Raw genomic sequence first — 24,965 nt, 5'->3', positions numbered from 1 at the left:
ATGACAGGTAATTAATCGGATGAAAAGTCAATTGCGCCCTATTTTGCTGGCGTTGTTAATCATGGGATTGTATGGATGCGGGTTAAAAGGGCCGCTTTATTTTCCGCCGCCGGCAAAAAACGCCCCCGATAACCATAAAACCACCTTGACGAGTTCGGATACCTCCTCGCAATCGCCGGTGCAAGCGGCGAACCCCGGCAGTGATTCGCGTCATTCTGCCGACAGCGTGGTGCCATAAGCGGTATCGGTCGCATCGGGCTTGCAGACGCGCTATGCTGCGTCTAGAGTCAGTCAGCGGAGCGAAATATGCAGTTTTCCAAAATGCACGGCCTGGGAAACGACTTTATGGTTGTTGACGCCGTGACGCAAAATGTCTATTTTTCGCCGGAGTTGATCCGGCGTCTGGCGGATCGTCATTGCGGCGTCGGGTTTGATCAGTTGCTGGTGGTGGAACCGCCCTATGATCCCGAACTGGATTTTCATTACCGCATTTTCAATGCCGACGGCAGCGAAGTGGCTCAATGCGGCAATGGCGCCCGGTGTTTCGCGCGTTTCGTGCGGATGAAAAATCTCACCAATAAACGGGAGATCCATGTCAGCACCCAGACCGGGCGGATGGTGTTGACGGTGACCGATGATGATCTGGTGCGGGTGAACATGGGCGAGCCGAATTTTGAACCGGCGGAAGTGCCTTTCCGCGCCGGCAAGGCGGAAAAAACCTACATTATGCGGGTTGCGGAGCAAACGGTGCTGTGCGGCGTGGTGTCCATGGGCAATCCCCATTGCGTCATACAGGTGGAGGACGCCGCTCTGGCGCCGGTGGCGTCCCTCGGCCCGTTGCTGGAAAACCATGAACGTTTCCCGGAGCGGGCCAATATCGGTTTTATGCAGGTCATCGACCGGGGCAATATCCGCCTGCGGGTCTTCGAGCGGGGGGCTGGCGAAACGCAGGCCTGCGGCAGCGGCGCTTGCGCCGCTGTGGCCGTGGGCATTTCCCAGGCGCTTTTGGAAAATCAGGTCGCGGTGGAATTGACCGGCGGTAAACTGGACATCGATTGGAAGGGCCCGGGCCATCCCCTTTATATGACGGGTCCGGCCGCGCATATCTACGACGGGTTTATTCATTTATGAAAAACATGGAGGAGCAGGACGAGGCCGCCGCGGCGCTGGATGACAGCGCGGTTGCGCAATACCTGTTGCAAAATCCCGATTTTTTCATCCGCAACGCCTTTCAGGTCGAACGCATGCGGGTGCCCCATGTCAACCGGGGCAGCGTTTCCCTGCTGGAATGGCAGATAGCCCGCCAGCGCCAGCATATTGCGCAGCTTGAGGATGAAATTGGCCGGCTGATTGAGCAGGCGGGCGCCAACGAAAAACTGTTCGGCAGCCTGCTGGATCTCCAGACCGATTTGGCCACCGCCGGCAGCCTCCAGGAGTTGCTTTACCGGTTGCAGCGCTGGGCGCGCGGGCTTGGTTTGTCCGGCGCCCATGTTCGACTGTTCGCCGACCAATGGCTTATCGGCGCGCCGTCGGATTTCACCCATCTCGGCCTGTCCCGCACCGCCTTTGAACCGTTGCGTATCCAACGTTTCGGCCGCGGCAGTCATTATCTGGGCACCTTGAACGGGCCCGAGCTGCTGCTAATGCTGCCGCAGGCCCGGCAAGTGGGCTCGGTGGCCATGTCGCTGATCGGCGAGCGGGGCGATCTCGGCCTGGTGATATTCACCAGCCGCGACAGCCAGCATTATCATGCCGGCATGGGCACGGTACTGTTGCAACAACTCGCCGTCCTGTTACCCGGCCTGCTGGTCCGCTGGGTTTCACGCCCATGACCGTCGCCGGCCGTTCGCCGCTGTGGCCGCCGGCCGAGGCCTTTTTGCGCTACCTGCGGGTGGAGCGGCGGCTCAGTCCGCTAACCCATGATAACTATGCCCGCCAGCTGACAGCGTTGATCGGCATGGCCGACGATTTGGCTATCAAAAGCTGGGAACAACTGGACGTCACGCATGTCCGGGCGATGACCGTCCGTAGCAAGCGGCAGGGATTACAGTCGGCCAGTCTGGCGCTCCGGCTGTCGGCCCTGCGCAGTTTTCTCGATTATCTGGTGGAGCGGGGCGCCTTGCCGGCCAATCCGGCCAAGGGCGTACCGGCGCCGCGCGGCAACCGTCATCTGCCGAAAAATATGGATGTGGACGAGGTGAATCGCCTGCTGGAGATCACTCCGCGGGATTCATTGGCCGTGCGCGATCGCGCCATGCTGGAACTGATGTATGGCGATGGGCTGAGGTTGGCGGAAATGGTTGGTCTGGATTGCGGCCAACTGGATCTGGCGTCCGCCGAAGTCCGGGTAACCGGCAAAGGCGGCAAAGCGCGCAAACTGCCCCTGGGAAGTACCGCTATCGTCTGGTTGCGCCGGTGGTTGGCCGTGCGCGAAAGTTTCTCCCCCGAGGATAACGCGGTTTTCGTGGCGAAATCCGGCCGGCGGATCTCAATGCGCAACGTGCAGAAACGGTTTGCCGAATGGGGGGTGAAACAAGGGGTTGAAAGCCATGTCCATCCGCATAAACTGCGCCATTCCTTCGCTACTCATCTGCTGGAATCCAGCGGCGATCTGCGGGCCGTGCAGGAATTGCTGGGGCATGCCAACCTCTCCACCACCCAAATTTACACCCACCTGGATTTTCAGCATCTGGCCGAGGTGTACGACGCCGCGCATCCCCGGGCCAAACGAGGAAAACCCTGATGCTTTTCTACCGTCCTTTACGGCCGCTCAAGGCGATAACCTTCGATCTGGACGATACCTTGTACGATAACCGCCCGGTCATTGCCCGGACCGAAGAGGAATCGCTGCGCTTCCTGCAAAGCTATCACCCGGCACTGAGGACATTGGATGCCGGTTATTACCGCCGAATCCGGGTGGCGCTGCGCGAGCGGGAACCGGATATTTATCATGATGTTACCCGCTGGCGCTGGCGGGCGCTGCAACAGGCCATGCGTGACCAGGGCCTGGGGGAAACCGAATCGCGGGACGGCGCCGATGCCGCCATGGCCCACTTCGCCCGCTGGCGCAGCGCCATCAGCGTACCCGAAGCCACCCACCGCACGCTGCGCGCCTTAAGCGAGCGCTGGCCGCTGGCGGCCATTACCAACGGCAATGCTTCGCCGGCGGCCTGCGGGCTGGCGCGGTATTTCCAGTTCGTCCTGCGGGCCGGGCCGGACGGACGGGCGAAACCGTTTCGCGACATGTATCACCGGGCGGCGGCGAAACTGGGCGTGTCGCCACGGCACGTCCTGCATGTGGGGGATGATCTGTCCGCCGATATCAATGGCGCCGTCGCCAGCGGCATGCAGGCCTGCTGGATTAACGATCGCGGCGGCGATTTCGGCCGGGCCCCCGATGCCCGCCTGCTGCCGCACCTGGAAATTCCGCGGTTGGAATCGCTGCTGTCCTTGCTATAATGGACGCGCGGCTGTATAAAAAAACAGTTATTCCCTTGCCGGGCGTTTGTCGTCCGCGTTATGACGCCGCCGCCGAAACGGCAATCTTCTTGGGTAAAAAGTCTTTATGGATGTCTCTGAATTACTTGCCAGCCTAAACGATAAACAGCGTGAAGCCGTAGCGGCCCCCCTTGGCAATCTTCTGGTCCTGGCCGGCGCGGGCAGCGGTAAAACCCGGGTGCTGGTGCACCGTATCGCCTGGCTGCTGGCGGTGGAAAACAGTTCTCCCTACTCGGTTTTGGCGGTGACATTCACCAATAAGGCGGCGTTGGAAATGCGCCACCGCATAGAGCATCTCATCGGCGCCAGTCAGGGCGGCATGTGGATTGGGACGTTTCACGGTCTGGCGCACCGCCTGCTGCGCGCCCACTATATGGACGCCGGGCTGCCGCAGGATTTTCAGATCCTTGACAGCGAGGATCAGTTGCGGCTGCTCAAACGCATCATCCGAGCGCTGAATCTGGATGATAAACAGTGGCCTCCCCGCCAGGCCATGTGGTATATCGGCGGCAAAAAAGACGAAGGCTTGCGGCCGCAGCATGTTGAAACCTACGGCAATCCGGTCGAAGGCACTTGGCTGCGCATTTATCAAGCCTACCAGGAAGCCTGCGATCGCGCCGGGCTGGTGGATTTCGCCGAACTGCTGCTGCGCGCGCATGAACTCTGGCTGAACAAACCGCAGATTTTGCGGCATTACCGCGATCGCTTCCGCCATATTCTGGTGGACGAGTTTCAGGATACCAACCGGATCCAGTATGCATGGATCCGGCTCCTGGCGGGCGATGAGAGCAACGTTATGATAGTCGGCGACGACGATCAGTCGATTTATGGCTGGCGGGGCGCCCAGGTGGAGAATATCCAGCGCTTCCTCGAGGATTTTCCCGGCGCGCAAACTGTCCGGCTGGAGCAGAATTACCGCTCCACCGGCAATATCCTGGCGGCGGCCAACGCGCTTATCGCCCATAATGGCGGCCGGCTGGGGAAAAATCTCTGGACCGACGGCGCCGAAGGGGAGCCCATCGCCGTGTATTGCGCGTTCAACGAGCTTGATGAGGCGCGCTTTGTGGTCAGCCGCATCAAAAACTGGCAGGAAGAAGGCGGCGCGCTGAGCGAATGCGCCATCCTTTACCGCAGCAATGCCCAGTCGCGGGTGCTGGAAGAAGCCCTGCTGCAAGGACCAATGCCTTACCGAATCTATGGCGGCCAGCGTTTCTTTGAACGGCAGGAAATCAAGGACGCCCTGGCCTATCTGCGCCTTATCGCCAATCGCAACGACGACGCGGCGTTTGAACGGGTTGTCAATACCCCGACTCGCGGTATCGGCGATCGCACGCTGGACGTGGTCCGGCAAGCCGCACGGGATCGGCAAAAAACGCTCTGGCAGTCCGCCGGCGAACTGCTTGGCGAGCGGGCGCTGGCGGGGCGCGCCGCCACGGCCATGCAGCGGTTTATCGAGCTGGTGGACGCTCTGGCGGAGGAAACCGCCGATCTGCCCTTGCACGTGCAAACCGACCGGGTGATCAAAAATTCCGGCCTGTGGCTGATGTACGAACAGGAAAAAGGAGAGAAAGGCCAGGCGCGCATTGAAAACCTGGAGGAACTGGTGACCGCCACCCGCCAGTACAGCTATCAGGAAGAAGACGAAGACTTGCTGCCGTTGCAGGCTTTTTTATCCCATGCCGCGCTGGAAGCCGGCGAGGGGCAAGCGGACGCCTACCAGGACGCGGTGCAATTAATGACGTTGCATTCCGCCAAGGGCCTGGAATTCCGGCAAGTTTTCATCGTCGGGATGGAAGAGGGCATGTTTCCCAGCCAGATGTCCCTCGATGAAGGCGGCCGACTGGAGGAAGAGCGCCGGCTGGCGTATGTCGGCGTTACCCGCGCCATGGAAAAGCTGACCATCACGTTCGCCGAGACCCGGCGCCTGTACGGCAAAGAGGCATTTCACCGGCCGTCGCGTTTTGTCGGGGAATTGCCGCAGGAATGCATAGAGGAAGTCCGGTTGCGGGCCAGCGTCACGCGGCCGGTAAACCGCCAGCGCCTCGGGGCGCCGCTCAGTCAAAATGAAAGCGGGTTTAAACTGGGCCAGCGGGTTCGCCATCCCAAATTCGGCGAGGGTACCGTGATTAATCTGGAAGGCGAGGGCGAACACAGCCGGTTGCAGATCGCCTTCCAGGGCCAGGGTATCAAATGGCTGGTAGCGGCCTACGCCCGACTGGAAACGGTATAGCCGTGGCTCGCGCCGCCAGGTCCGCGCGGCGGCCGAACGCGGGGTACGTAAAATAATCGATTGTTGCCTTCTTGCGTATTGACAGCCTTTTTCATATCGGCGTAACATGCGCGCACTATCATTATGAGAGGACTACGCCTTGGACGCCCCCAGTAGATACTGGCTCGACATTCTGTTTATCAGATTCCGCTAAGGCTATCTCCTATGCTGATGGCCTTGATGGTTATCAGCGACCCGCACCACTGTGTCGCTCCGAGTCGGATCTTTGACGGTCTGAAACGTGCCGGTGACATTTTCACCCCCGATTTCAACGATCTAATGCGTTTCCCATTTGACATCGCTAAGGAAGCCACGGCGTATGCTTAACGCATTCAAATTGGATCATAACCGCTTATCCCGTCTCGAACTGGATGAAAGCGCGACCTTAACCAGTTCCGTCTGGGTGGATTTGATTGAGCCGGAGGAAGGGGAGCGCGAGAAAGTCCAGCATGAGCTGGGCCAAGGCCTGGCAACCCGGCTCGAGCTGGAGGATATCGAGGCGTCGGCCCGTTTCTTCGAAGATGAGGATGGGCTGCATATCCACTCGTTCTTTTTTTATGAAGACGCCGAGGATCACGCCGGCAATGCCACGGTGGCGTTCACCATCCGCGACGGCCGCCTGTTCACCCTGCGCGAGCGCGAGCTGCCGGCGTTTCGGCTCTACCGCATGCGCGCCCGCAGCCAGACCCTGACCGATGGCAACGCCTATGAATTGCTGCTGGATTTGTTCGAAACCAAAATCGAGCAATTGGCCGATGAAATTGAAAATATCTACAGCGATCTGGAAGCCCTGAGCCTGGTTATCATGGAAGGGCAGCAAGGTGATGAATACGACGAGGCCCTGTCTACTCTGGCGGAGCTGGAAGATGTGGGCTGGAAGGTCCGGCTGTGCCTGATGGATACCCAGCGGGCCTTAAATTTTCTGGTGCGCAAGGCCCGCCTGCCGTCTGGGCAACTTGAGCAGGCGCGTGAAATTCTGCGCGACATCGAATCCCTGCTGCCCCATAACGAGTCGCTGTTCCAAAAAGTCAACTTTCTGATGCAGGCGGCCATGGGTTTCATCAATATCGAACAAAACCGCATCATCAAGATTTTCTCGGTGGTGTCGGTGGTCTTCCTGCCGCCGACCCTGGTGGCGTCGAGCTATGGGATGAACTTCGAATTTATGCCAGAACTCAAATGGTCGTTTGGTTATCCGGCGGCCATCGGCTTGATGATTTTGGCGGGTTTGGCGCCTTACCTGTATTTCAAACGCAAAAACTGGCTATAGCGCCTTCTGCGGCGCCGACCGCCTGTCGCGGCCCAAACCGGCGACGGACGATTCGGCGCCCATCATCTCCCCCGGCAGGCCGCTGACCTTTCGTGAAAAATTCGCTAATCATTTGTACGATAATTGCTTACCGCAAGCCTCGACTATGCTAAAACGGGGTGTCCCGTAGCTAATGAATCATCGCCAATGAAATCCTTGCCGTTGCCCGTCCAATGGATATTATTGATTGTGTTGTCCCTGCTGTTGGGGACGGCATTGCTTTTGTATCATCTGCCGGCCGCGCTACTCATGGGGCCTATGCTGGTTGCCGTAACAATGGGATTGGGCGGCGCGACGGTCCGGGTTTCGCCGAAGATTTTCATCGGCTGCCAGGCGGTGCTCGGCTGTATGATCGCTTTGATGCTGTCTCCTTCCATCCTGGGTATCTTGCTGTCGTACTGGTGGCTGGTAATCGTGGTGGTCATGATGACGCTGCTGGCCAGCGGCCTGTCGGGTTTCCTGCTGGTGAAATTCAGCCATCTGCCTGGTCCAACCGGCGCCTGGGGATCGTCGCCGGGCGGGGCCTCGGCCATGGTCGCCATGTCGGGGGAATTCGGCGCCGACGTCAGACTGGTGGCGTTCATGCAGTATTTGCGGGTGCTCTTTGTCGCCGCCGCCGCCGCGATTGTCGCCCATCGCTACATGGGCGGCCAGAACGGCGCGGCGGCGCCCATTGATTGGTTCCCGACACTGAACCTGCGCTTCGTCGCGACGCTGGTCATTGCCGCGGCGGGCGCATGGCTGGGCCGGAAACTGCGCATTCCGGCCGGCGCTTTGCTGGTGCCGATGATTATCGGCGCCGTCCTGCACATAACCGGCACGTTGACCCTGCTGGTGCCGGAATGGCTGCTGGCGCTCGCTTATGCGTTTATCGGCTGGAGCGTTGGGCTACGCTTTACGCCGACCATCGTGTCGCTGGCCTTCAAAACCCTACCGCAGATGGTGGCCTCCATCATCGGCCTTATTTTGCTGTGCGGCGTGATGGCCTGGCTGTTGACCCTGATGTTGCCGGTGGACATGCTGACCGCCTATCTGGCCACCAGCCCGGGTGGGCTGGATACCGTGGCGATTATCGCCGCCGGCAGTCATGCCGACATCGGTTTCGTCATGGCCCTGCAAAGTCTCAGACTGCTGTCCATCCTGGTATTGGGGCCGGGCATCGCCCGGTTTATTTCACGCAACGCCCACGCGCGAATGACGTGATTGGCGTTGCCGGACGACGGCGTCGCCGATAAACACCGCCAACGCCAGCCAGATGAAACCGAACGTGTACAATTTGTCTTCGGTCAGGGTCTCGCCATAGCAAAACACCGCCAGTAAAAACATCAGCGTCGGCCCCAAATACTGGAAAAAACCCAGGGTGGATAAACGCAGATGGTTGGCGGCGCCGGCGAACAACAACAGAGGCACCGTGGTGATGACGCCGGCCGAGACCAGCCACAGGTTCAAGCCAAGGCTATTGTCGGCAAGATGGCTGGTGGGGCTATCGGCCAGCACAAACAGATACCAGGCGCCGGCCGGCAGCAGCCACAGCGTTTCAATCAGCATGCCGACTTGCGGGTCGATACCCAGTTTTTTGCGCAGCAAGCCGTAAAACGCGAAGCTGAGAGCCAGGCCGAGGGCAATGACCGGCAAGGACCCGAACTTCCACAGTTGCAGCAGGACCCCACAGCAGGCGAGCGCCACCGCCAGCCATTGCGCCTTGCGAAAACGCTCGCGGAAAAACACCATTCCCAGCAGGATATTCACCAGCGGATTGATAAAATAGCCCAGGCTGGCTTCCAGCATATGATGATGATTGACCGCCCAGATATACAACAGCCAATTGCCGCCCACCAGCAGCGATGTCAGCCCCAGCGTCAGCAAGGTTTGGCCCCGGCGACAGACCTGGCCGACCTGCCGCCACTTTCCGCAAATCGTCAATAATGCCGCCATGAAGAAGACCGACCAGACGATACGGTGAGTGAGAATCTCGGTGGCGGGCACCTGCTGGATGTGTTTGAAATAGGCCGGAGCCAATCCCCAAATGAGATAGGCGCCCAGCGCACATAGCACGCCGCGGCGCGTAGACGTTTTTTGCATATTGAAGCCTGGTCAATCCCTGGATCCGACCGATAGCCAATACCGGTCCGGACAAGATGGAAGTCGTCGCGATTACCCCCGCCGCTGTTGGGGCGAGCCGCCCGGCGCGCCGGGCAGGCCTTTGCTTTTATCCCACCAGATAGGTGGCGACCGCGCTGGCAATATGATGATCTTGGTCGTTGTGCAATTCAACCCGGGCGACGGAAATTTTATTGCCGCCGCGCAATAGCCGACCGGTGGCGGTAAAGGCGCCGCCCCGGCCGGGCCGCAGGTAATCGACCCGAAGATCGATGGTGCCCATCTTGGCCAGCCGGCGGCGCAGGTCCTGCTCGATCAGCGTCTCTTGGCGCAGCAGCGCGCTGGTCACGCACACCAGCCCGGCGGCGACGTCCAAAACCGCCGCGATAACCCCGCCATGCAGAATATGTTCCATAACGTTGCCGATCAATTTCTTATCCAGCGAAAAGTCCAACTGGACAAACTCCTCTTCATGGCGGGTCAGCTCCAGGCCCAATTCGCGATTAAACGGCATGTGGTAGATGAAAATCTCGCTTATCAGGCGACGGGCATCCTCTCCGCCCAGGGGCATAACAGACATGATGATGTTCCAGGCAAAATGACCCTGCGGGCCGACGTTAACATTGTGTTTATACTATGCTTACAAAATGTAAATTTCCAGGGTTGTTTGCCCTCCCCGCCAGGATAGCGGCGCACGGCTGGCCGACGCAAAACGCTTTGCCATCCGGCGTTCCACGGCGTTCGTCAGCAAAGACGGTCTGGCGTGATAATTAAGAGTAATTCGTTAAAAAAAGTAGTTGATTGTATGTAAAATAATTTAATTTCATATACTTTGCATTGCGCTCAGGAGAACATCTATGCGTAGGCTTTTGGGGACCGCAGTACTTTTATGGGGATCATCGACAGCAGTTCATGCACAAGACGCCACCGAACAGACAATTCATGATTCGTTGCCGGTCAGGGGCAGTATCATCGCCAACCTGCTGCAAGAGCATGATAATCCGTTTACGCTTTACCCTTATGAAAGCAATTACCTGCTTTATACCTATACTGATAGCATTAATAAACAGGCTATTAAATCCTACGACTGGTCGGATCATGCCCGTAAGGACGAGATCAAGTTTCAACTGAGCCTGGCATTCCCCATTTGGCGGGGCATCGCTGGCGACAATTCGGTTTTGGCCGCCTCCTATACACAGGATTCCTGGTGGCAGGCTTCCAATACCGATGAATCTTCCCCTTTTCGTGAAACCAATTATGAACCGCAACTGTTCGTCGGCTGGGCCACCGACTATGCCTTCGCCGGCTGGACCCTGCGCGATGTGGAAGTGGGGGTGAATCATCAATCCAATGGCAAGGCCGATCCCACTTCCCGTAGCTGGGATCGCGCCTATGCCCGGCTGATGGCGCAAAACGGCAATTGGCAGATTGAATTAAAACCATGGGCCCGTTTCGGCGACAAAGACGATAATCCGGATATCACCAAATACCTGGGTTTTTATCGATTACGCATCGGTTATGCCTGGGGACCCAGCGTCTTTAGCCTGGAAAGCCGCTACAACTGGAACAGCGGCTACGGTAGCGCGCAACTGGGCTGGAGTTATCCCCTGACCAGCCATGTCCGTTTCTACACGCAGCTTTTCAGTGGTTACGGCGAGTCGCTGATCGATTATAATCACAAACAGACCCGCGTCGGGGTGGGCATCATGCTCAATGATTTGATGTAATGGGTTGCGGTTTTGCCGGCGGACGCTGAAAATAGCGGGGTCGCAAATAAAAACAATGGGGATGGTGTGTCTACGGCGCTAGTGTTGGATAGGGAAGCGCTTGCCTTGCAAATATTGCATGATACCTTTGGCTATCAGCAATTCCGGCCGGGCCAGCAGGCGTTAATCAATGCCGTGATAAGCGGTCGGGACTGCCTGGCGGTCATGCCCACCGGCGGCGGCAAATCCCTATGCTACCAGATTCCGGCCCTGGTGGCGGAAGGGTTGACGCTGGTGGTCTCGCCGCTGATTTCCCTGATGAAAGACCAGGTCGACCAGTTGCTGGCTTACGGCGTGCCCGCCGCCTGCCTCAATTCCTCACAGACCCGCGAGCAGCAACATGAGATCATCGCCGCCTGTCGCGAAGGCCGGCTCAAGTTGCTCTATATCGCGCCGGAACGCTTGATGATGGACAATATGCTTGACCAGCTATCGTCCTGGCGCCTGGCAATGATTGCGGTGGACGAAGCCCACTGCATTTCCCAATGGGGTCACGATTTTCGTCCGGAATACCGGGCATTGGGCCAGGTCAAAGGGCATTTTCCCCATATTCCGTTTATCGCCCTGACCGCCACGGCGGACGACGCCACCCGGCGGGATATCGTCCGCCTGCTTGCGCTGCGCGATCCACTGATCCAAGTCAGCAGTTTCGATCGCCCCAATATACGCTATACCCTGGTGGAGAAGTACAAGCCTATTGAACAGCTCTGGCATTTCGTGCAAGGACAGCGCGGCAAAGGCGGCATCATTTATTGCAACAGCCGCTCGCGGGTGGAGGACATCAGCGCGCGGTTGCAAAGCAAGGGAATCAGCGCCGATGCCTACCACGCCGGCCTGAGCAACGAACGGCGCGCGCAGGTGCAAGAGGCTTTCCAGCGGGACGATTTGCAGGTCGTGGTGGCGACCGTCGCTTTCGGCATGGGTATTAATAAACCCAATGTGCGTTTTGTGCTGCATTATGATATTCCGCGCAACATCGAATCCTATTATCAGGAAACCGGCCGTGCCGGCCGTGATGGTCTACCGGCGGAAGCAGTGTTGTTTTATGATCCGGCGGACATGGCCTGGTTGCGTCGCTGTCTGGAGGAAAAGCCCGCCGGCGAACAATTGGAAATTGAACGGCACAAGCTTAACGCCATGGGCGCTTTCGCCGAGGCGCAGACCTGTCGCCGGCTGGTGCTTTTGAACTATTTCGGTGAAAATCGCCAACAGCCTTGCGGCAATTGCGATATCTGCCTGGATCCGCCCAAGCGGTACGATGGGCTGGAGGACGCGCGCAAAGCGTTATCTTGCGTTTACCGGGTCGGGCAGCGTTTCGGCATGGGCTATGTCGTTGATGTGCTGCGGGGCGCCAATAGTCAGCGAATAAGGGAATATGCCCATGATAAGCTGCCGGTTTACGGTATCGGCCGCGATCGTTCCCAGGAGCATTGGGTCAGCGTGCTGCGCCAATTGATTCATTTAGGCTTTATTAGTCAAAATATCGCCCGGCATTCGGCATTGCAATTGACCGAATCCGCCCGGCCGGTGCTGCGCGGCGAAGCGCCGTTAATGCTGGCCCAGCCAAGAGTGGCGAACCTCAAGACCCGCAGCGCGCCCAAGACCTATGGCGGCAATTATGACCGGCAACTGTTCGCCAAACTGCGTAAATTACGCAAATCTTTGTCGGACGAGGCCAATGTGCCGCCTTACGTGGTATTCAACGATGCGACATTGCTGGAAATGGCAGAACAACTGCCGGCAACCCCCCATGACCTGTTGCGGGTCAACGGTGTGGGCCATCGCAAGCTTGATCGCTTCGGTATGCCTTTTCTGACGGTGATCCGCGACCATTTGCAACAAGATGACGACGATCCGCTGACGTCGCGATAACCGTCGGCGGGACAAGATATTTTCAAGGAATGCGACGATGCTAGTATTGTTTGCCACAGTGGCCATGGTTCATTTGATAGCCTTAATGAGTCCGGGACCGGATTTTTTCTTTATTTCCCAGACCGCCGCCAGCCGGTCTCGGCATGACGCCATGCTGGGCGTACTGGGCATCAGCCTTGGCATTACCCTCTGGGCGGCGGTAGCCTTGCTTGGCCTGCACTTGTTACTGCTGAAAATGCGTTGGCTGCATAGCATCATCACGGTGGGCGGCGGCCTGTACCTGTGCTGGCTGGGTTGGCAACTGCTGCGCGCCGCCCGTCATCCCGCGGCGGAGGTTTCCGCTACGTTGCCGCATCATGGGCAGACTTTCCTGCGCGGCCTACTGACCAACCTGGCTAATCCGAAGGCGGTGGTTTATTTCGGCAGTGTCTTTTCGCTGTTTGTCGGCGACAATGTCTCCGCCGTCGCCCGTTGGGGGCTTTTTTTCATGATTATCGGCGAGACCTTGTGCTGGTTTTCGCTGGTGGCGATGGTGTTCGCCTTGCCGGCCATCCGTCGCGGCTATCAGCGGCTGGCGCGTTGGATAAACGGCATGGCCGGGATATTTTTCGCTGGTTTCGGCATCAACCTGATTATTTCCCGCTAAAGCACGCCTCTCTCCCACACGTTTTTCCCCGTGATCATTCTTGTCGCCCATAGCATGAATGATCGCGGGATGTCGCCTATTCTGATAGGGCTCATGTCAAAAAATGACATTGCAAAAAACATAGATACTTCGAATAATGCAGGTTATGTCATGGCGGCGAATGCGCTGTGCGCCTAAAGAAATTTAATATGGAGATATAATAGTTTTATATTTTTGCACGAGATTAACTGGCTGAGAAGCCTAAGGTAATATCATGACAGATATGATGCTGAATACAAAAGATCATTTTCGCCAGTCACACCTGACATTGACTACCGCATCAAATGCAAAAAATGGAAATATGGATATCCATAGCTCAGCCGGGCAGTTAAGTCATGACGGCCGGGTAATATGCGGCGATCCTATCTGTTCTGGATTATCCAGAAGCGCGATATCTGACCAGAATGGGCAAGGTAGCCGGTCTGTCACTGTTAGTACAGCAGATATGGATATTTCTGGCGGCGTGTGGAGGAGCTTTGCGCCGGCTGATGGTTTGACGAGAAATGGCATGATTTATAGCGTTTATGATGCAAGCAGGCGGCAAATACCGGGAATATTCCTAAATTTTAGAACCAGTGGTAACGCAATACTCTCGGCGGCGTCAGGGAGGACTGACCAATTCGGGAAATATCTTCTCACGCTATCCAATAAAACAATTGAAAAAAACTTTGTGACTGCGGAGATAATAGGAAACCCTGGTCTTAACAATAATACCATACTTGAGTTTTTACCTGTTGGAGAGATACCCTATGAAATACTTTATGAGGTGATAAAAGATAATGCTCCCGCCGATGGAGTAAGTGAAAATCAGATTCTCTTCACGCTTCTGAGACCACATCAAGGTATTATGGTACCCGTAACCAATGCCAGAATGTGGTATAGTTTTGCTCCCTCCAGCACCACTTATCATTTCCCGAATAACTTTGATCTTACCGATACACAGGGGCAGCTTTTGATGTTACTTTCCACTCGGGTCCCGGGAACGACAATCGTTGAGGCTGCCTTCACCCATCCCGACCCGCAACCTGGAGTACCTGATGGTTTTGTGCGGGCCAGCGTGACTTTTGGTTCGGCCTAGTGCCGCCGATCAAAGCGGGGAGTGCAACGAAATCCCCTTCTTCTCGCTGGCCGATTTGGTTTTGGCGGAATCCCTTGACTGTTTGCGGTTAACGTGCTTTTACGTTACCGGCCGACGGCGGTTTGGGCGGCGGCATCGCGTTTTGCCCGCGAATGACCGCCGCAACGAACGTCATGCCGGCGGCAAATCAAACACCAGCAGTTCGCTGTCTTCACCGGCCTTGACCATCAGGGCGTCTTCATCCCAGACCGCCAGCGCGTCGCCGGCGCCCACCGGCCGACCGCCGATATCCAGCCGGCCCCGCACCACCTGAATCCATACGCGGCGACCCGGATCAATGGACAGCGTTTCCTGCTGATCGGCGCCGATGGCCCAGCGCGCGAGGGTCATGTCCTGAAAGACCTTGAGCGAGCCTTCCCGTGCGTCCGGCGACAGCACCCATTGCCTCCCTTGCGGCGCGTCAAACCGGCGCTGCTCGTAGCGGGGCGTTAACCCGGCCCGCTGCGGAATGATCCAGATTTGATACAAATGCAACGGCTGGTCGGCGCGGGCATTATATTCCGAGTGGGTGATCCCGGTACCGGCACTCATGATCTGGAATTCGCCGGCCTGGATTTGCGCCTTGTTGCCCATGCTGTCCTGATGTTCGACCGCGCCTTCCAGCACATAGGTCAGAATTTCCATATCTTTGTGCGGATGGGTGCCGAACCCCTGCCCTTCGGCGATACGGTCTTCATTGATGACCCGCAGCGCGGAAAAGCCCATGAAGTCGGGATCATAATAGTCGGCAAACGAAAATGTGTGCCGACTATCCAACCAACCATGTTGGGCGTGTCCCCGATCGTTCGCAGCGCGTAGGTAAATCATTTTCAATTCTCCTCAATGTTTTTTTCCAGTTTAAACCAGCGATAAGAATATAAAAGCTTAAAAATCTCACCGCTAAATTCAAAAAAATTGAATAATTTTACCGGGGACTTTCAGCCTTTTTGCCAATGTAGGAAATGTCTCAACAGTACAACGTTACCGCTCAGGGCCACGAAAAGTGTGAACAGTTTTCACAATCATATAACTATGATCGATCAATCTCGCAATCTATGATAGGTATTAACTATCATAAATGAATAAAAGAAAGTTTATACCGATCAAAAGGGTAAAGAAGTGTCTGACGCTTCCGATAAGTAAGCAGGGTACCGAAACAAGATTTCATTCGGCGTTTGGAACACACTTCCCCCTCCTGACAGTGCTTATCGCTTGGAGGCAGGAAAAAGCAGCAGTGACTCAGGAGTTAATTATGAAGCTTGCTGATATGAAAATCGGACCGAGATTGACAATGGGTTTTGCCTCATTGCTCATCTTGATTCTGCTTTGCGGCGTGATATCCGTCATCAATCTGGCCAAGTTCAACCAAAATATTATTCGCGTCGTTTCAGTGGATTATCCGATCACTGTGAGCGCGAACGGCATCGTCGATGCCTTTAACCAGATGGTTATCGCCCAGCAGTCCCTTCTCCTTTCCGTCGAGACAACCGATGTCCGGCAGCAAGCCGCCCGTATCGCGGCCATGCGGACGGCGATAGGCGGTCAATATCAATCCATGGCGCAAGGGGTGACGGACCCGCGCTCAATCCAGGCGCTCAAGGATCTCGGCGATGTCCGGCATCGGTTTATCGCCTCTGATCAACGCTTTGAGCAGGCTATCCAAAATGGCGACAAGGCCGCGGCGATGCATGAGTTTATGGATATCACCCTGCCCATCATCGCCCAATATCGCGCCGGTGTCCGGAAGTTTATCGACCTTCAGAACGGTAAGATGGTCGATTCCCAATCCCGGGTGACGGCAGACTTCCATTGGATACGTATTGTGCTTTCCGCCCTTATCGCCGGTAGCCTGGCCATCGGCATGGCGATCGCCTGGCGCATCACGTTAAGTATCACCCGTCCGTTGCGACAGGCGGTGGGAGTGGCTGCAAGAGTGGCCGAAGGCGATTTAACCAGCCAGACGCAAACGGCCGCCGCCGATGAAACCGGCCGGTTGCTTAAAGCGCTGAATGAAATGAACGGCAATTTGCACCGTATCGTAAGACGGGTGCGCGATGGCGCGGAAGCCATTGCCGCCGCGACATCGCAAATTGCGGTCGGCAACCAGGATCTCTCTTCGCGCACCGAGGAGCAGGCCGCCTCCATTGAAGAAACCGCCGCCTCGCTGGAACAACTGACGGCCACGATCAAAAATACGGCGGCCAATACCACCGAGGCGACCAAATTGTCCTCCCAGGCTTCCGGCATTGTGCAGCATAACGGCGAGCTGATGGAACAGGTTACCCATCGAATGCGCAGCATTCGCTCTTCTTCGGAACAGATGTCGGAAATCATCGGCGTGATAGACGGCATCGCTTTCCAAACCAATATCCTCGCCCTGAATGCCGCCGTGGAGGCTGCCCGCGCCGGCGAAAACGGGCGCGGTTTCGCCGTGGTGGCCGGCGAGGTCAGGGCGCTGGCGCAACGCAGCGCCACCGCGGCGAAGGAAATCAAACAACTGATCGATACTTCGGTCGGTCAGATTCATGACGGTATGAAACTTGTGGAAGAAGCGGGTATCTCAATGAAAGACATGGTCGACCACGTACATAATGTCACTGAAATCATTAATGAAATCGCTCAGGCCAGTGGCGAGCAAAGCGACGGCATTCATCAGATCAATCTGGCGGTGGGTCAGATAGACGGGACCACCCAGCAGAACGCGGCGCTGGTGGAGGAAGCGGCGTCAGCGGCACTTTCCCTTCAAGACCAGGCGGCATCGCTAACACAAATCGTAAAATCCTTTAAACTGACGTCGGCGTCTTTGACCGAGGCCCTGCTGACGCATCAATCTCCGCCGCCCGCCGTTGCGCCGGCGCAAACAGACGCGGCGCCGCAGCCAAGCGATATTACGTCGGACTGGCTTTTGGCGGATAACCGGGACGCCGCCAAATGACCGGCGCGCAAAAAAAAGCCGGCACCCAAGCCGGCTCAAGTCATACTGGAAGCAATGTGAGCAATGTCGTGCTTTCTCGGCTACCCTGAAATAACAAGGAAGATACCCGGAACGCAGTGAGATAATAATCATTATCATTCGCACTTGCAAAGCGTTTTTTGTTGCGGACATCGCCCCATCCGCCCTTGTCCCGTAAACCACCGCGCCTAAAGGTACATTTTACGCAGCCAGCGCGGTACCGCCTCCTCGCCATTGGTGCCGATCACATCCAGTTCGGGCAAAAGTTCCTTTAACCGCTGGTGGGCGTTGCCCATCAAAAAGCCTTTGCCCGACATGGCCAGCATCTCCTTGTCATTCATGCCGTCGCCGAACGAAACGCAGTCCTGCAAAGTATAACCCAGCGTCTTGACAACCTCCGCCAAGGCGCGGCCTTTCGATACGCCGCCGGCCATCACTTCCAGACAGACCGGCAGGGAAAAGCTGACATTGATGCGATCCCCCCAGCGGGCATTGAGGGTTTCTTCCAGCGCCAGAAGCCGTTCATGGTCATCGCTGGTGTAATACACCTTGCAGATGCCGTCAGTGGGCAATTGACCGGGTTCGAATAATCGGTAATTAAAATTGGATTCGCGAAAAAAGTCTTGCTGATCGAGCCGGTTGCGGTTCATGTACCAATCATCGCGGCGATAGACATTAGTCAGGATTCCCGGGTCGTCGTGAACCAGTCTGAACAACTCGCCGGCGATGTCTTGGTCGAGATCATGGGCGGAAATCATGTCGCCATCGGGATTATGCACCCGCGCGCCGTTGGAGGTGATCATAAATGCGCTGATGCCGAGCCCGTCACGAATTTGTGAAACATCGATATGATGCCGACCGGTGGCGAAAACGAAATGGATATCGCGGGCGGTCAATAACTGAAGCGTTTCCTTGGTATAGGGCGTCAAAGTATGGTCCGGCGCCAGCAGGGTACCATCCAGATCGGACACAACGACATGAAACATAGTTGTTCTTAAACCTCTGATATGGGCAGCGGCACGGGTGCCGCCGTGATTAATGGTGTCGCTCGAAAAAATCGATAATGCCGTTCAACGCCTGGGCGCGCAGGATATCGGTTTCAAACAGTATCTCATGTCTGGCCCCTTCGATCCTGACGGGATTGTTTGCTTCGCAAGGATGGCCGGCGGCGGCCATGGCCTGGCAAAACGCCTCATGGCGGCGATTATCGACGATTTTTTCCTCGCCGGCCTGCAACAGCATCAACGGCGTGGTGATGGCGGCGGCCTTGGCCAGAATGTCATTACCGGCCAGAATGCCCTCCCTGACCCAGTGATAGGTCGGACCGCCGATCCGAAGCCCCGGCTCGTCGGCGTAAAACCGCAAACTGCGTCGATAACGCTGTGGGCTATGAGTCAGTACATTGAGCATAAAGGGCGTCGGCCGCCATTGCCCGGTGCCGACGGCATAATAGTCGCGCATGTCGGGCCTACGCTCGGCCCACTCTAGAATGCGCCAGGCCAGCCAGTGCGGCATCGGCAGACGGATTCCGAACATAGGCGCACACAGCGCCGCAGCATCGCAGGCATCCGGCTGCGCGGCCAGAAATAACGCCAGAATCGCCCCGCCCATGGAATGGGCGAGCGCGAAACACCGGCGATAGCCGCGGTCGGCGACATACCTTCGCCAAAATTCAGTAAAATCGCTGACATAATCGGCAAAACGCAGAACATGGCCGCGGTGGACGTCTGACAGCAGGCGCCCGGAGCGGCCCTGGCCGCGATGGTCGATGATCATCACATCATAGCCGCAATGGAACAAATCATAGGCGACTTCAGGATACTTCACATAGCTTTCGATGCGTCCGGTACTGATGACCACCACATGGCGGTGCCGGGGCGAACGGAGACGAACGAAACGAATAGGCAGGTCTTGCGCGCCGATGAATTCGCCCTCTTCGCGCCGATGCCAGAAATTCAGCAACGGACCGGTGGAAAATGCGGCAAAGTGCCGCTCACGGATTAACCAGCTTTGCTTGTGCTTCGATAACACGTCACATTGCCCTCGGCATAGCGCGCTAAAATCGATGAAAACCGGCATAGCCAAGAGTTGCCGCCGCCATGCCTTTGAAGGCGGGCGATGCGGTCTTTTCCATGCCGGCTGACGCGCAAGACTATTGTGACATAGTTAGCGCTGGTTGTGACATAAACATACTCGTTCCGGCATTTATTTGTTAAACTGCGCCCTTCCACCACGAAAACGACAGTATTGCCAATGAAGAAGAAAAGGCCCGGTCTTCAAGACGTTGCGGATAAAGTCGGTGTCACCAAAATGACCGTCAGCCGTTATCTGCGTAATCCGACGCTGGTTTCTGAAGCATTGCAATGCAAAATCGCCGAGGCGTTGGAAGAACTGGGTTATATTCCCAATCGTGCGCCGGATATTCTTTCCAACGCCACCAGCCGGGCCATCGGCGTGTTACTGCCTTCCCTGACCAATCAGGTTTTCGCTGAAGTGCTGCGCGGCATTGAAACCGTCACTGACGCCAACGGCTACCAGACCATGCTCGCTCACTACGGCTATCAGCCGGAAACCGAGGAATTGCGGCTGACGTCTCTGTTGTCTTATAACATTGACGGGTTGATTCTGGCTGAACGCCATCATACGCCGCGTACCCTGAAAATGATCGAGGTGGCGGGTATTCCGGTGGTGGAAATCATGGATAGCGTCTCGCCTTGCCTGGATATCGCGGTGGGGTTCGACAATTTCGCCGCGGCGCGGCAAATGACCCTGCTCATGCTGGATCGCGGCCATCGCCGTATCGTTTATTTCGGCGCCCGCCAAGATGAGCGGACTTTGATCAAACAGCAGGGTTATGAGCAAGCGATGCGTGAGCGAGGATTGCTCCCCCACAGCGTGATGTTCGCTTATTCTTCTTCTTATTCCACCGGGGTGGATTTGTTGCGCCAGGCCCGGCGGGAACACCCGGACATGGACGGCGTCATCTGCACCAATGACGACCTGGCCATCGGCGCGGTATTCGAATGCCAGCGTCTGGGCTTGCGCATTCCGCAGGATATTGCCATCGCCGGTTTCCACGGCCATGATGTCGGGCAGGTGATGCGCCCCAGATTGGCCAGCGTGCTGACGCCGCGCGAGGAAATGGGGCGGCTTGGCGCCGAGAAACTGCTGGCTCGGTTGCGGGGCGAAAGTGTCGACCCGGAGAAAATCGATCTGGGGTTTACCCTGCTGGCCGGCGAAAGTATCTGATTTCCAGGCTATATTATCTCACCCCAGCCACGGGACCGGGCCGGGATAACTTTGCGTTGCCCATTCCATCGGTTTCCCGTCGCTTTTGCCGCTGAATTTATGATCTACCTCTCAAAACGCTAATTTTATCGCCATAACCGATTCCGCAAGGCACGATGTTACCGGTATCATGATACCGGTAACATCGTGATGCCCACTATGCTCAAACGGTTGGTTGGGAAATCTCCTTAGCCCGCACATCACTAACCCGACTGCATAACGACTCACGGCCTGGCCTGTACTCGTCCCGACCGTGAAAATAAAATGCCATAGAGGATTTTTTATGCCGCTTTTTATCGTAGCCATCGGCGTAGCCTTGCTGCTGCTCCTGATGATTCGCTTTAAACTGAATGGATTTATCGCCTTGATCCTGGTTGCGCTGTTGGTTGGCGTCCTTGAGGGAATGCCAGTGGGCAAGGTATTGGATTCCATCAAAAACGGTGTTGGCGGGACCCTGGGTAGCCTGGCGCTTATCATCGGTTTTGGCGCCATGCTGGGCAAATTACTGGCGGATTGCGGCGGTGCACAGCGAATAGCCACCACCCTGATTGAAAAATTCGGCAAGGACAAAGTCCAATGGGCCGTGGTCCTGACCGGTTTTATCGTCGGTTTTGCCCTGTTCTATGAAATCGGCTTCGTGCTGATGATCCCGCTGGTGTTCAGCATTGCCGCGACCGCGGGCATTCCGCTGTTGTACGTCGGCGTGCCCATGGCGGCGGCATTATCGGTGACCCACGGATTCCTGCCGCCCCATCCCGGGCCGACGGCCATCGCCACCATCTTCCATGCCGATATGGGGAGAACCCTGTTGTACGGCGCGATTCTCGGTATCCCCACCGTTATCCTGGCCGGTCCGGTTTACAGCCGTTTCCTGCGCGATATTGACAAGCCGGTGCCGGAAGGTTTGTACAACCCCAAGATTTTCACCGAAGCGGAAATGCCCAGCTTCGCCGTCAGCGTCTGGACATCGCTGGTTCCGGTGATACTGATGGCGCTGCGCGCGCTCGCCGAAATGCTCCTGCCGGCCGGCCACCCGTTTCGGGTCTATGCCGACTTTCTCGGCGACCCCGTCATGGCGACCCTGATCTCGGTACTGATCGCCATCTTCACTTTCGGCATCAATCGCGGCCGTAGCGTGGATCAAGTGATGAACAGCATCGGCGACGCCGTGAAAATCATCGCCATGATTCTGCTGATCATCGGTGGCGGCGGCGCGTTCAAGCAGGTTTTGGTGGACAGCGGCGTCGGTAACTATATTGCCGACTTAATGAAGGGCAGCGCATTCTCGCCATTGCTCATGGCCTGGCTTATCGCCGCCATTTTGCGTATCGCCTTGGGTTCCGCCACGGTGGCGGCCATTACCGCCGGCGGTATCGCCGCGCCGTTGGTGGCGACGACGGGCGCCAGTCCGGAATTGATGGTGATCGCCGTCGGCTCCGGCAGCGTGATTTTTTCCCATGTCAATGACCCGGGTTTCTGGCTGTTCAAGGAATATTTCAACCTGACCATCGTGGAAACCCTGCGCTCTTGGTCGGTGCTGGAAACCATTATCTCGGTCTGCGGCCTGGTGGGTTGCCTGCTACTCAACATGGTGATCGCTTAACTCACCGGCTGCTCGGCATTCCCCGCCGCTTCATTACCGGCGGGGAATGCCCAAATGCCTCATCCCCGCAAATACGCCCGCACGCCATCCAAAAACATTTGGGTGGACAACATCACCAACAGCAAACCCATGAGCCTTTCCAGGGCATTAACGCCTTTGTCACCCAACAGCCGCAAAAATAGCGTCGACTGCATCAAAATAACCATCGACAGCGCCCAGGCAATCAGTAACGCCACAGCCAGATGCGGCATTTGTTGCGGATATTGATGGGAAAGCAGCATCAGCGTCGCCAGAATGGAAGGACCCGCCACCAACGGCGTGGCCAGTGGCACCAGAAAGGGCTCTTCCCCGGCCGGCAGGCCGCTGCCGCCGCCCTCTTGGCTGGGAAATATCATCCGGATGGCGATCAGAAACATGATGATTCCCCCGGAGATGGACACGGTTTCCGTTCGAAGATTGAGAAAGGACAAGATATGTTCGCCGGCAAACAAAAACAGCAGCATCATCAACAAAGCGATCAACATCTCCCTGATAACGATTCGTCTCCGCCGTCTGGGCTCGATATGTTTCAATATCGACATGAAAATCGGTAGATTGCCGAGCGGGTCCATAATTAAAAACAGTAAAACTGTTGCCGAAATCATTTCCGTCATCATTACCTCGCTTTTTTCAGCGTGTTCCCAACATCTGCCCCACTCTTTCAAGTTCCTGTGGCGCCGCGGCGATATTAGCGTTATTGCTGAAAAAAATTCCCCTTATCAAATAATTTAACTTGCAGCGATTCAACCTCATTCTGTAAGGTGGTAATCGTGTACCTTGTATTTTTATGCGGTCAAAAAAACACGACAGATTGACTTTAGTTACCCTCCACGGCAGGACAGTAATCATGAAAAACGTTGGTTTTATCGGCTGGCGCGGTATGGTCGGTTCGGTGCTCATGCAGCGCATGACCGAAGAACGCGATTTCGACGCTATTCGGCCGGTATTCTTTTCAACATCCCAACACGGCCAGCCCGCGCCCGTCATCAACGGTCAACAGCAAGGGGTGTTGCAAGATGCCTTTGATCTGGAGGCGCTGGGCGCCCTGGATATTATCGTCACCTGCCAGGGCGGCGATTATACCAACGAAATCTATCCAAAGCTGAAGGAAATCGGATGGCGGGGCTACTGGATTGACGCGGCTTCCGCGCTGCGTATGAAAGATGACGCCATTATCATCCTCGATCCGGTCAATCAGGCGGTTATCCAGCAGGGATTAAACGACGGCGTCAACACCTTCGTCGGCGGCAACTGCACCGTCAGCCTGATGTTGATGGCTCTGGGCGGTCTGTTCGCCCATGATCTGGTGGAATGGGTATCGGTGGCGACTTATCAGGCCGCATCCGGCGCCGGGGCGCGACACATGCGCGAACTGCTGGTACAGATGGGGCAATTGCACAGTGAAGTGGCCAAGGATTTGCAAAACCCCGCGTCGGCCATTCTGGATATTGAGCGTAAAGTGACGGCGCTGACCCGAAGCGGCACGCTCGCGGTGGATAATTTCGGGGTACCGTTGGCCGGTAGCCTGATCCCTTGGATCGATAAACAACTGGAAAACGGCCAAAGCCGGGAAGAATGGAAAGGGCAGGCGGAAACCAACAAAATACTCAATACCCGCCAGGCCATCCCCATCGACGGATTATGCGTTCGCATCAGCTCCTTGCGCTGCCACAGCCAGGCTTTCACTATCAAGCTGAAAAAGGACGCGGCCATTGAGGATATCGAGCAGATACTGGCGACACACAACGATTGGGTCAAGGTGGTACCCAACGATCGCGAGCTCTCCATTCGGGAGCTGACCCCGGCCGCAGTAACCGGTACGCTCAGCACGCCGGTGGGCCGTCTGCGCAAGCTGAACATGGGGCCGCGCTATCTGTCGGCCTTTACGGTGGGCGACCAATTGCTGTGGGGGGCGGCGGAGCCTTTGCGCCGCATGTTGCGCCTGCTGGCCTGACGGCTTGCTGAATTCCCGGCCCTCGCGGGGGGCCGGCTCATTTCCCCCCTGTAGGGGTTTCTATTTTTGTAAAATTGCGTTTTTAACGCTAATCACGCTGTTCCCTTCCATCTGTGATCCATGCCCTGTTATTGCCTCAGTCACTCGGCAATTTGTGACTAGTGAAGTGACAATTTTTCAATAGTTTAATAAATAATTAAAAATTTCATTGTTGAGCATTAATCTTTCCAGTAAACCTTTGTCTATGCTTATTATTGGAAAGGGCAAGATTGTACGCACAGCGCACCTTATCTTCGTACGGGCGTTCCCCGCACTGAAAAAAACAGGCTTTCCCGATGCCGTCCGTGGCGAAGCTCTTTACCCGATGCATTTTGCATTGCGACGGGAAGGCGAGCGGTAACGCCGACTCAGCGGCGACGTCAGAGACGCGAGGTCTCGACGCAGTGGCGCAATCCCTACGCTCTCGCAAGCTAAAAATGCTGGTTTTTTGGAAATATTCTTTTTTTCATGGA

At 56.5% G+C, this 24,965-nt stretch carries 22 protein-coding genes; 16 read left to right on the top strand and 6 right to left on the bottom strand.

The window, feature by feature from the left end; translation table 11 throughout:
- Window positions 1-19: 19 nt before the first annotated feature.
- The 8 genes from lptM to FCN80_RS18970 all read left to right on the top strand — a co-directional run bounded on the left by lptM (window position 20) and on the right by FCN80_RS18970 (window position 8,279).
- Window positions 20-238 (top strand): LPS translocon maturation chaperone LptM, encoded by a 219-nt coding sequence (gene lptM / locus FCN80_RS19005; RefSeq protein ID WP_136991777.1) that lies wholly within the window; start codon window positions 20-22, stop codon window positions 236-238.
- Between the two features lie 68 nt (window positions 239-306).
- Window positions 307-1,131 (top strand): diaminopimelate epimerase, encoded by an 825-nt coding sequence (gene dapF, locus FCN80_RS19000; protein ID WP_136991775.1) that lies wholly within the window; start codon window positions 307-309, stop codon window positions 1,129-1,131.
- Entirely contained in the window at window positions 1,128-1,832 is a 705-nt protein-coding gene (locus tag FCN80_RS18995; RefSeq protein WP_136991774.1) for a DUF484 domain-containing protein, read from the top strand. Before dapF ends, FCN80_RS18995 begins: the two co-directional genes overlap by 4 nt.
- Window positions 1,829-2,743: a tyrosine recombinase XerC gene (gene xerC / locus FCN80_RS18990; protein ID WP_136991772.1), complete on the top strand. Its 915-nt coding sequence runs from the start codon at window positions 1,829-1,831 to the stop codon at window positions 2,741-2,743. The genes FCN80_RS18995 and xerC overlap by 4 nt, the downstream gene beginning before the upstream one ends.
- Complete coding sequence (yigB, locus tag FCN80_RS18985) at window positions 2,743-3,459, top strand: 5-amino-6-(5-phospho-D-ribitylamino)uracil phosphatase YigB (RefSeq protein ID WP_136991770.1); 717 nt, start codon at window positions 2,743-2,745, stop codon at window positions 3,457-3,459. Before xerC ends, yigB begins: the two co-directional genes overlap by 1 nt.
- A gap of 106 nt (window positions 3,460-3,565) precedes the next feature.
- Window positions 3,566-5,728 (top strand): DNA helicase II, encoded by a 2,163-nt coding sequence (uvrD, locus tag FCN80_RS18980; protein WP_136991768.1) that lies wholly within the window; start codon window positions 3,566-3,568, stop codon window positions 5,726-5,728.
- A 358-nt stretch (window positions 5,729-6,086) separates the two neighbouring features.
- The gene (gene corA / locus FCN80_RS18975; RefSeq protein ID WP_136991766.1) at window positions 6,087-7,037 is read left to right on the top strand and encodes a magnesium/cobalt transporter CorA; all 951 of its coding nucleotides are present in this window, start codon (window positions 6,087-6,089) and stop codon (window positions 7,035-7,037) included.
- Window positions 7,038-7,223: 186 nt separating this feature from the next.
- A complete protein-coding gene (locus FCN80_RS18970) occupies window positions 7,224-8,279 on the top strand; it encodes an AbrB family transcriptional regulator (protein WP_136991765.1) in 1,056 nt (351 codons plus the stop codon).
- Here the strand turns inward: FCN80_RS18970 and rarD are convergent.
- Together rarD and FCN80_RS18960 are read right to left on the bottom strand one after the other, a co-directional pair.
- Entirely contained in the window at window positions 8,250-9,158 is a 909-nt protein-coding gene (gene rarD, locus FCN80_RS18965) for an EamA family transporter RarD (RefSeq protein ID WP_136991763.1), read from the bottom strand. The genes FCN80_RS18970 and rarD overlap by 30 nt on opposite strands.
- Window positions 9,159-9,285: 127 nt before the next feature.
- Window positions 9,286-9,756, bottom strand: coding sequence for a thioesterase family protein (locus tag FCN80_RS18960; protein ID WP_136991761.1), 471 nt, complete (start codon window positions 9,754-9,756; stop codon window positions 9,286-9,288).
- A 277-nt stretch (window positions 9,757-10,033) separates the two neighbouring features.
- Here FCN80_RS18960 and pldA point away from each other — a divergent pair, with 277 nt between their 5' ends.
- The 4 genes from pldA to FCN80_RS18940 all read left to right on the top strand — a co-directional run bounded on the left by pldA (window position 10,034) and on the right by FCN80_RS18940 (window position 14,577).
- Window positions 10,034-10,903 (top strand): phospholipase A, encoded by an 870-nt coding sequence (pldA, locus tag FCN80_RS18955; protein WP_136991759.1) that lies wholly within the window; start codon window positions 10,034-10,036, stop codon window positions 10,901-10,903.
- A 66-nt stretch (window positions 10,904-10,969) separates the two neighbouring features.
- Window positions 10,970-12,814 carry an ATP-dependent DNA helicase RecQ gene (gene recQ, locus FCN80_RS18950; protein WP_136991757.1) on the top strand — a complete coding sequence of 615 codons (1,845 nt, stop codon included), beginning with the start codon at window positions 10,970-10,972 and terminating at the stop codon, window positions 12,812-12,814.
- 37 nt (window positions 12,815-12,851) lie between these two features.
- On the top strand, window positions 12,852-13,460 hold the full coding sequence (rhtC, locus tag FCN80_RS18945) for a threonine export protein RhtC (RefSeq protein ID WP_136991755.1): 609 nt from the start codon (window positions 12,852-12,854) through the stop codon (window positions 13,458-13,460).
- Window positions 13,461-13,713: 253 nt separating this feature from the next.
- Window positions 13,714-14,577 (top strand): Ig-like domain-containing protein, encoded by an 864-nt coding sequence (locus FCN80_RS18940; protein WP_136991753.1) that lies wholly within the window; start codon window positions 13,714-13,716, stop codon window positions 14,575-14,577.
- 171 nt (window positions 14,578-14,748) lie between these two features.
- On the opposite strand, the gene FCN80_RS18935 is transcribed toward FCN80_RS18940, so the two are convergent.
- Entirely contained in the window at window positions 14,749-15,444 is a 696-nt protein-coding gene (locus FCN80_RS18935; RefSeq protein WP_136991751.1) for a pirin family protein, read from the bottom strand.
- A 424-nt stretch (window positions 15,445-15,868) separates the two neighbouring features.
- Here FCN80_RS18935 and FCN80_RS18930 point away from each other — a divergent pair, with 424 nt between their 5' ends.
- The gene (locus tag FCN80_RS18930; protein ID WP_136991749.1) at window positions 15,869-17,551 is read left to right on the top strand and encodes a methyl-accepting chemotaxis protein; all 1,683 of its coding nucleotides are present in this window, start codon (window positions 15,869-15,871) and stop codon (window positions 17,549-17,551) included.
- A 206-nt stretch (window positions 17,552-17,757) separates the two neighbouring features.
- Here the strand turns inward: FCN80_RS18930 and yigL are convergent, their stop codons facing one another.
- Window positions 17,758-18,555: a sugar/pyridoxal phosphate phosphatase YigL gene (gene yigL / locus FCN80_RS18925; RefSeq protein ID WP_136991748.1), complete on the bottom strand. Its 798-nt coding sequence runs from the start codon at window positions 18,553-18,555 to the stop codon at window positions 17,758-17,760.
- A gap of 49 nt (window positions 18,556-18,604) precedes the next feature.
- Entirely contained in the window at window positions 18,605-19,600 is a 996-nt protein-coding gene (gene pldB / locus FCN80_RS18920) for a lysophospholipase L2 (RefSeq protein WP_230492786.1), read from the bottom strand.
- Between the two features lie 222 nt (window positions 19,601-19,822).
- Here pldB and gntR point away from each other — a divergent pair, with 222 nt between their 5' ends.
- Together gntR and gntT are read left to right on the top strand one after the other, a co-directional pair.
- Window positions 19,823-20,818, top strand: coding sequence for a gluconate operon transcriptional repressor GntR (gntR, locus tag FCN80_RS18915; RefSeq protein WP_136991744.1), 996 nt, complete (start codon window positions 19,823-19,825; stop codon window positions 20,816-20,818).
- 322 nt (window positions 20,819-21,140) lie between these two features.
- Entirely contained in the window at window positions 21,141-22,460 is a 1,320-nt protein-coding gene (gntT, locus tag FCN80_RS18910; RefSeq protein WP_136991742.1) for a gluconate transporter, read from the top strand.
- A gap of 59 nt (window positions 22,461-22,519) precedes the next feature.
- On the opposite strand, the gene FCN80_RS18905 is transcribed toward gntT, so the two are convergent.
- Window positions 22,520-23,104, bottom strand: coding sequence for a YhgN family NAAT transporter (locus FCN80_RS18905; protein ID WP_306767901.1), 585 nt, complete (start codon window positions 23,102-23,104; stop codon window positions 22,520-22,522).
- A 242-nt stretch (window positions 23,105-23,346) separates the two neighbouring features.
- Between FCN80_RS18905 and asd the strand changes: the two genes are divergently transcribed.
- On the top strand, window positions 23,347-24,453 hold the full coding sequence (gene asd / locus FCN80_RS18900; protein ID WP_136991739.1) for an aspartate-semialdehyde dehydrogenase: 1,107 nt from the start codon (window positions 23,347-23,349) through the stop codon (window positions 24,451-24,453).
- Window positions 24,454-24,965: the final 512 nt, after the last annotated feature.

The organism is Martelella alba, assembly GCF_005217455.1.
In the GTDB taxonomy this organism is placed as follows: Bacteria; Pseudomonadota; Gammaproteobacteria; order Enterobacterales; family Enterobacteriaceae; genus Acerihabitans.
The sequence above is the reverse complement of the archived record's forward strand: the minus strand, read 5'-3'. Positions and strand labels throughout refer to the sequence as shown.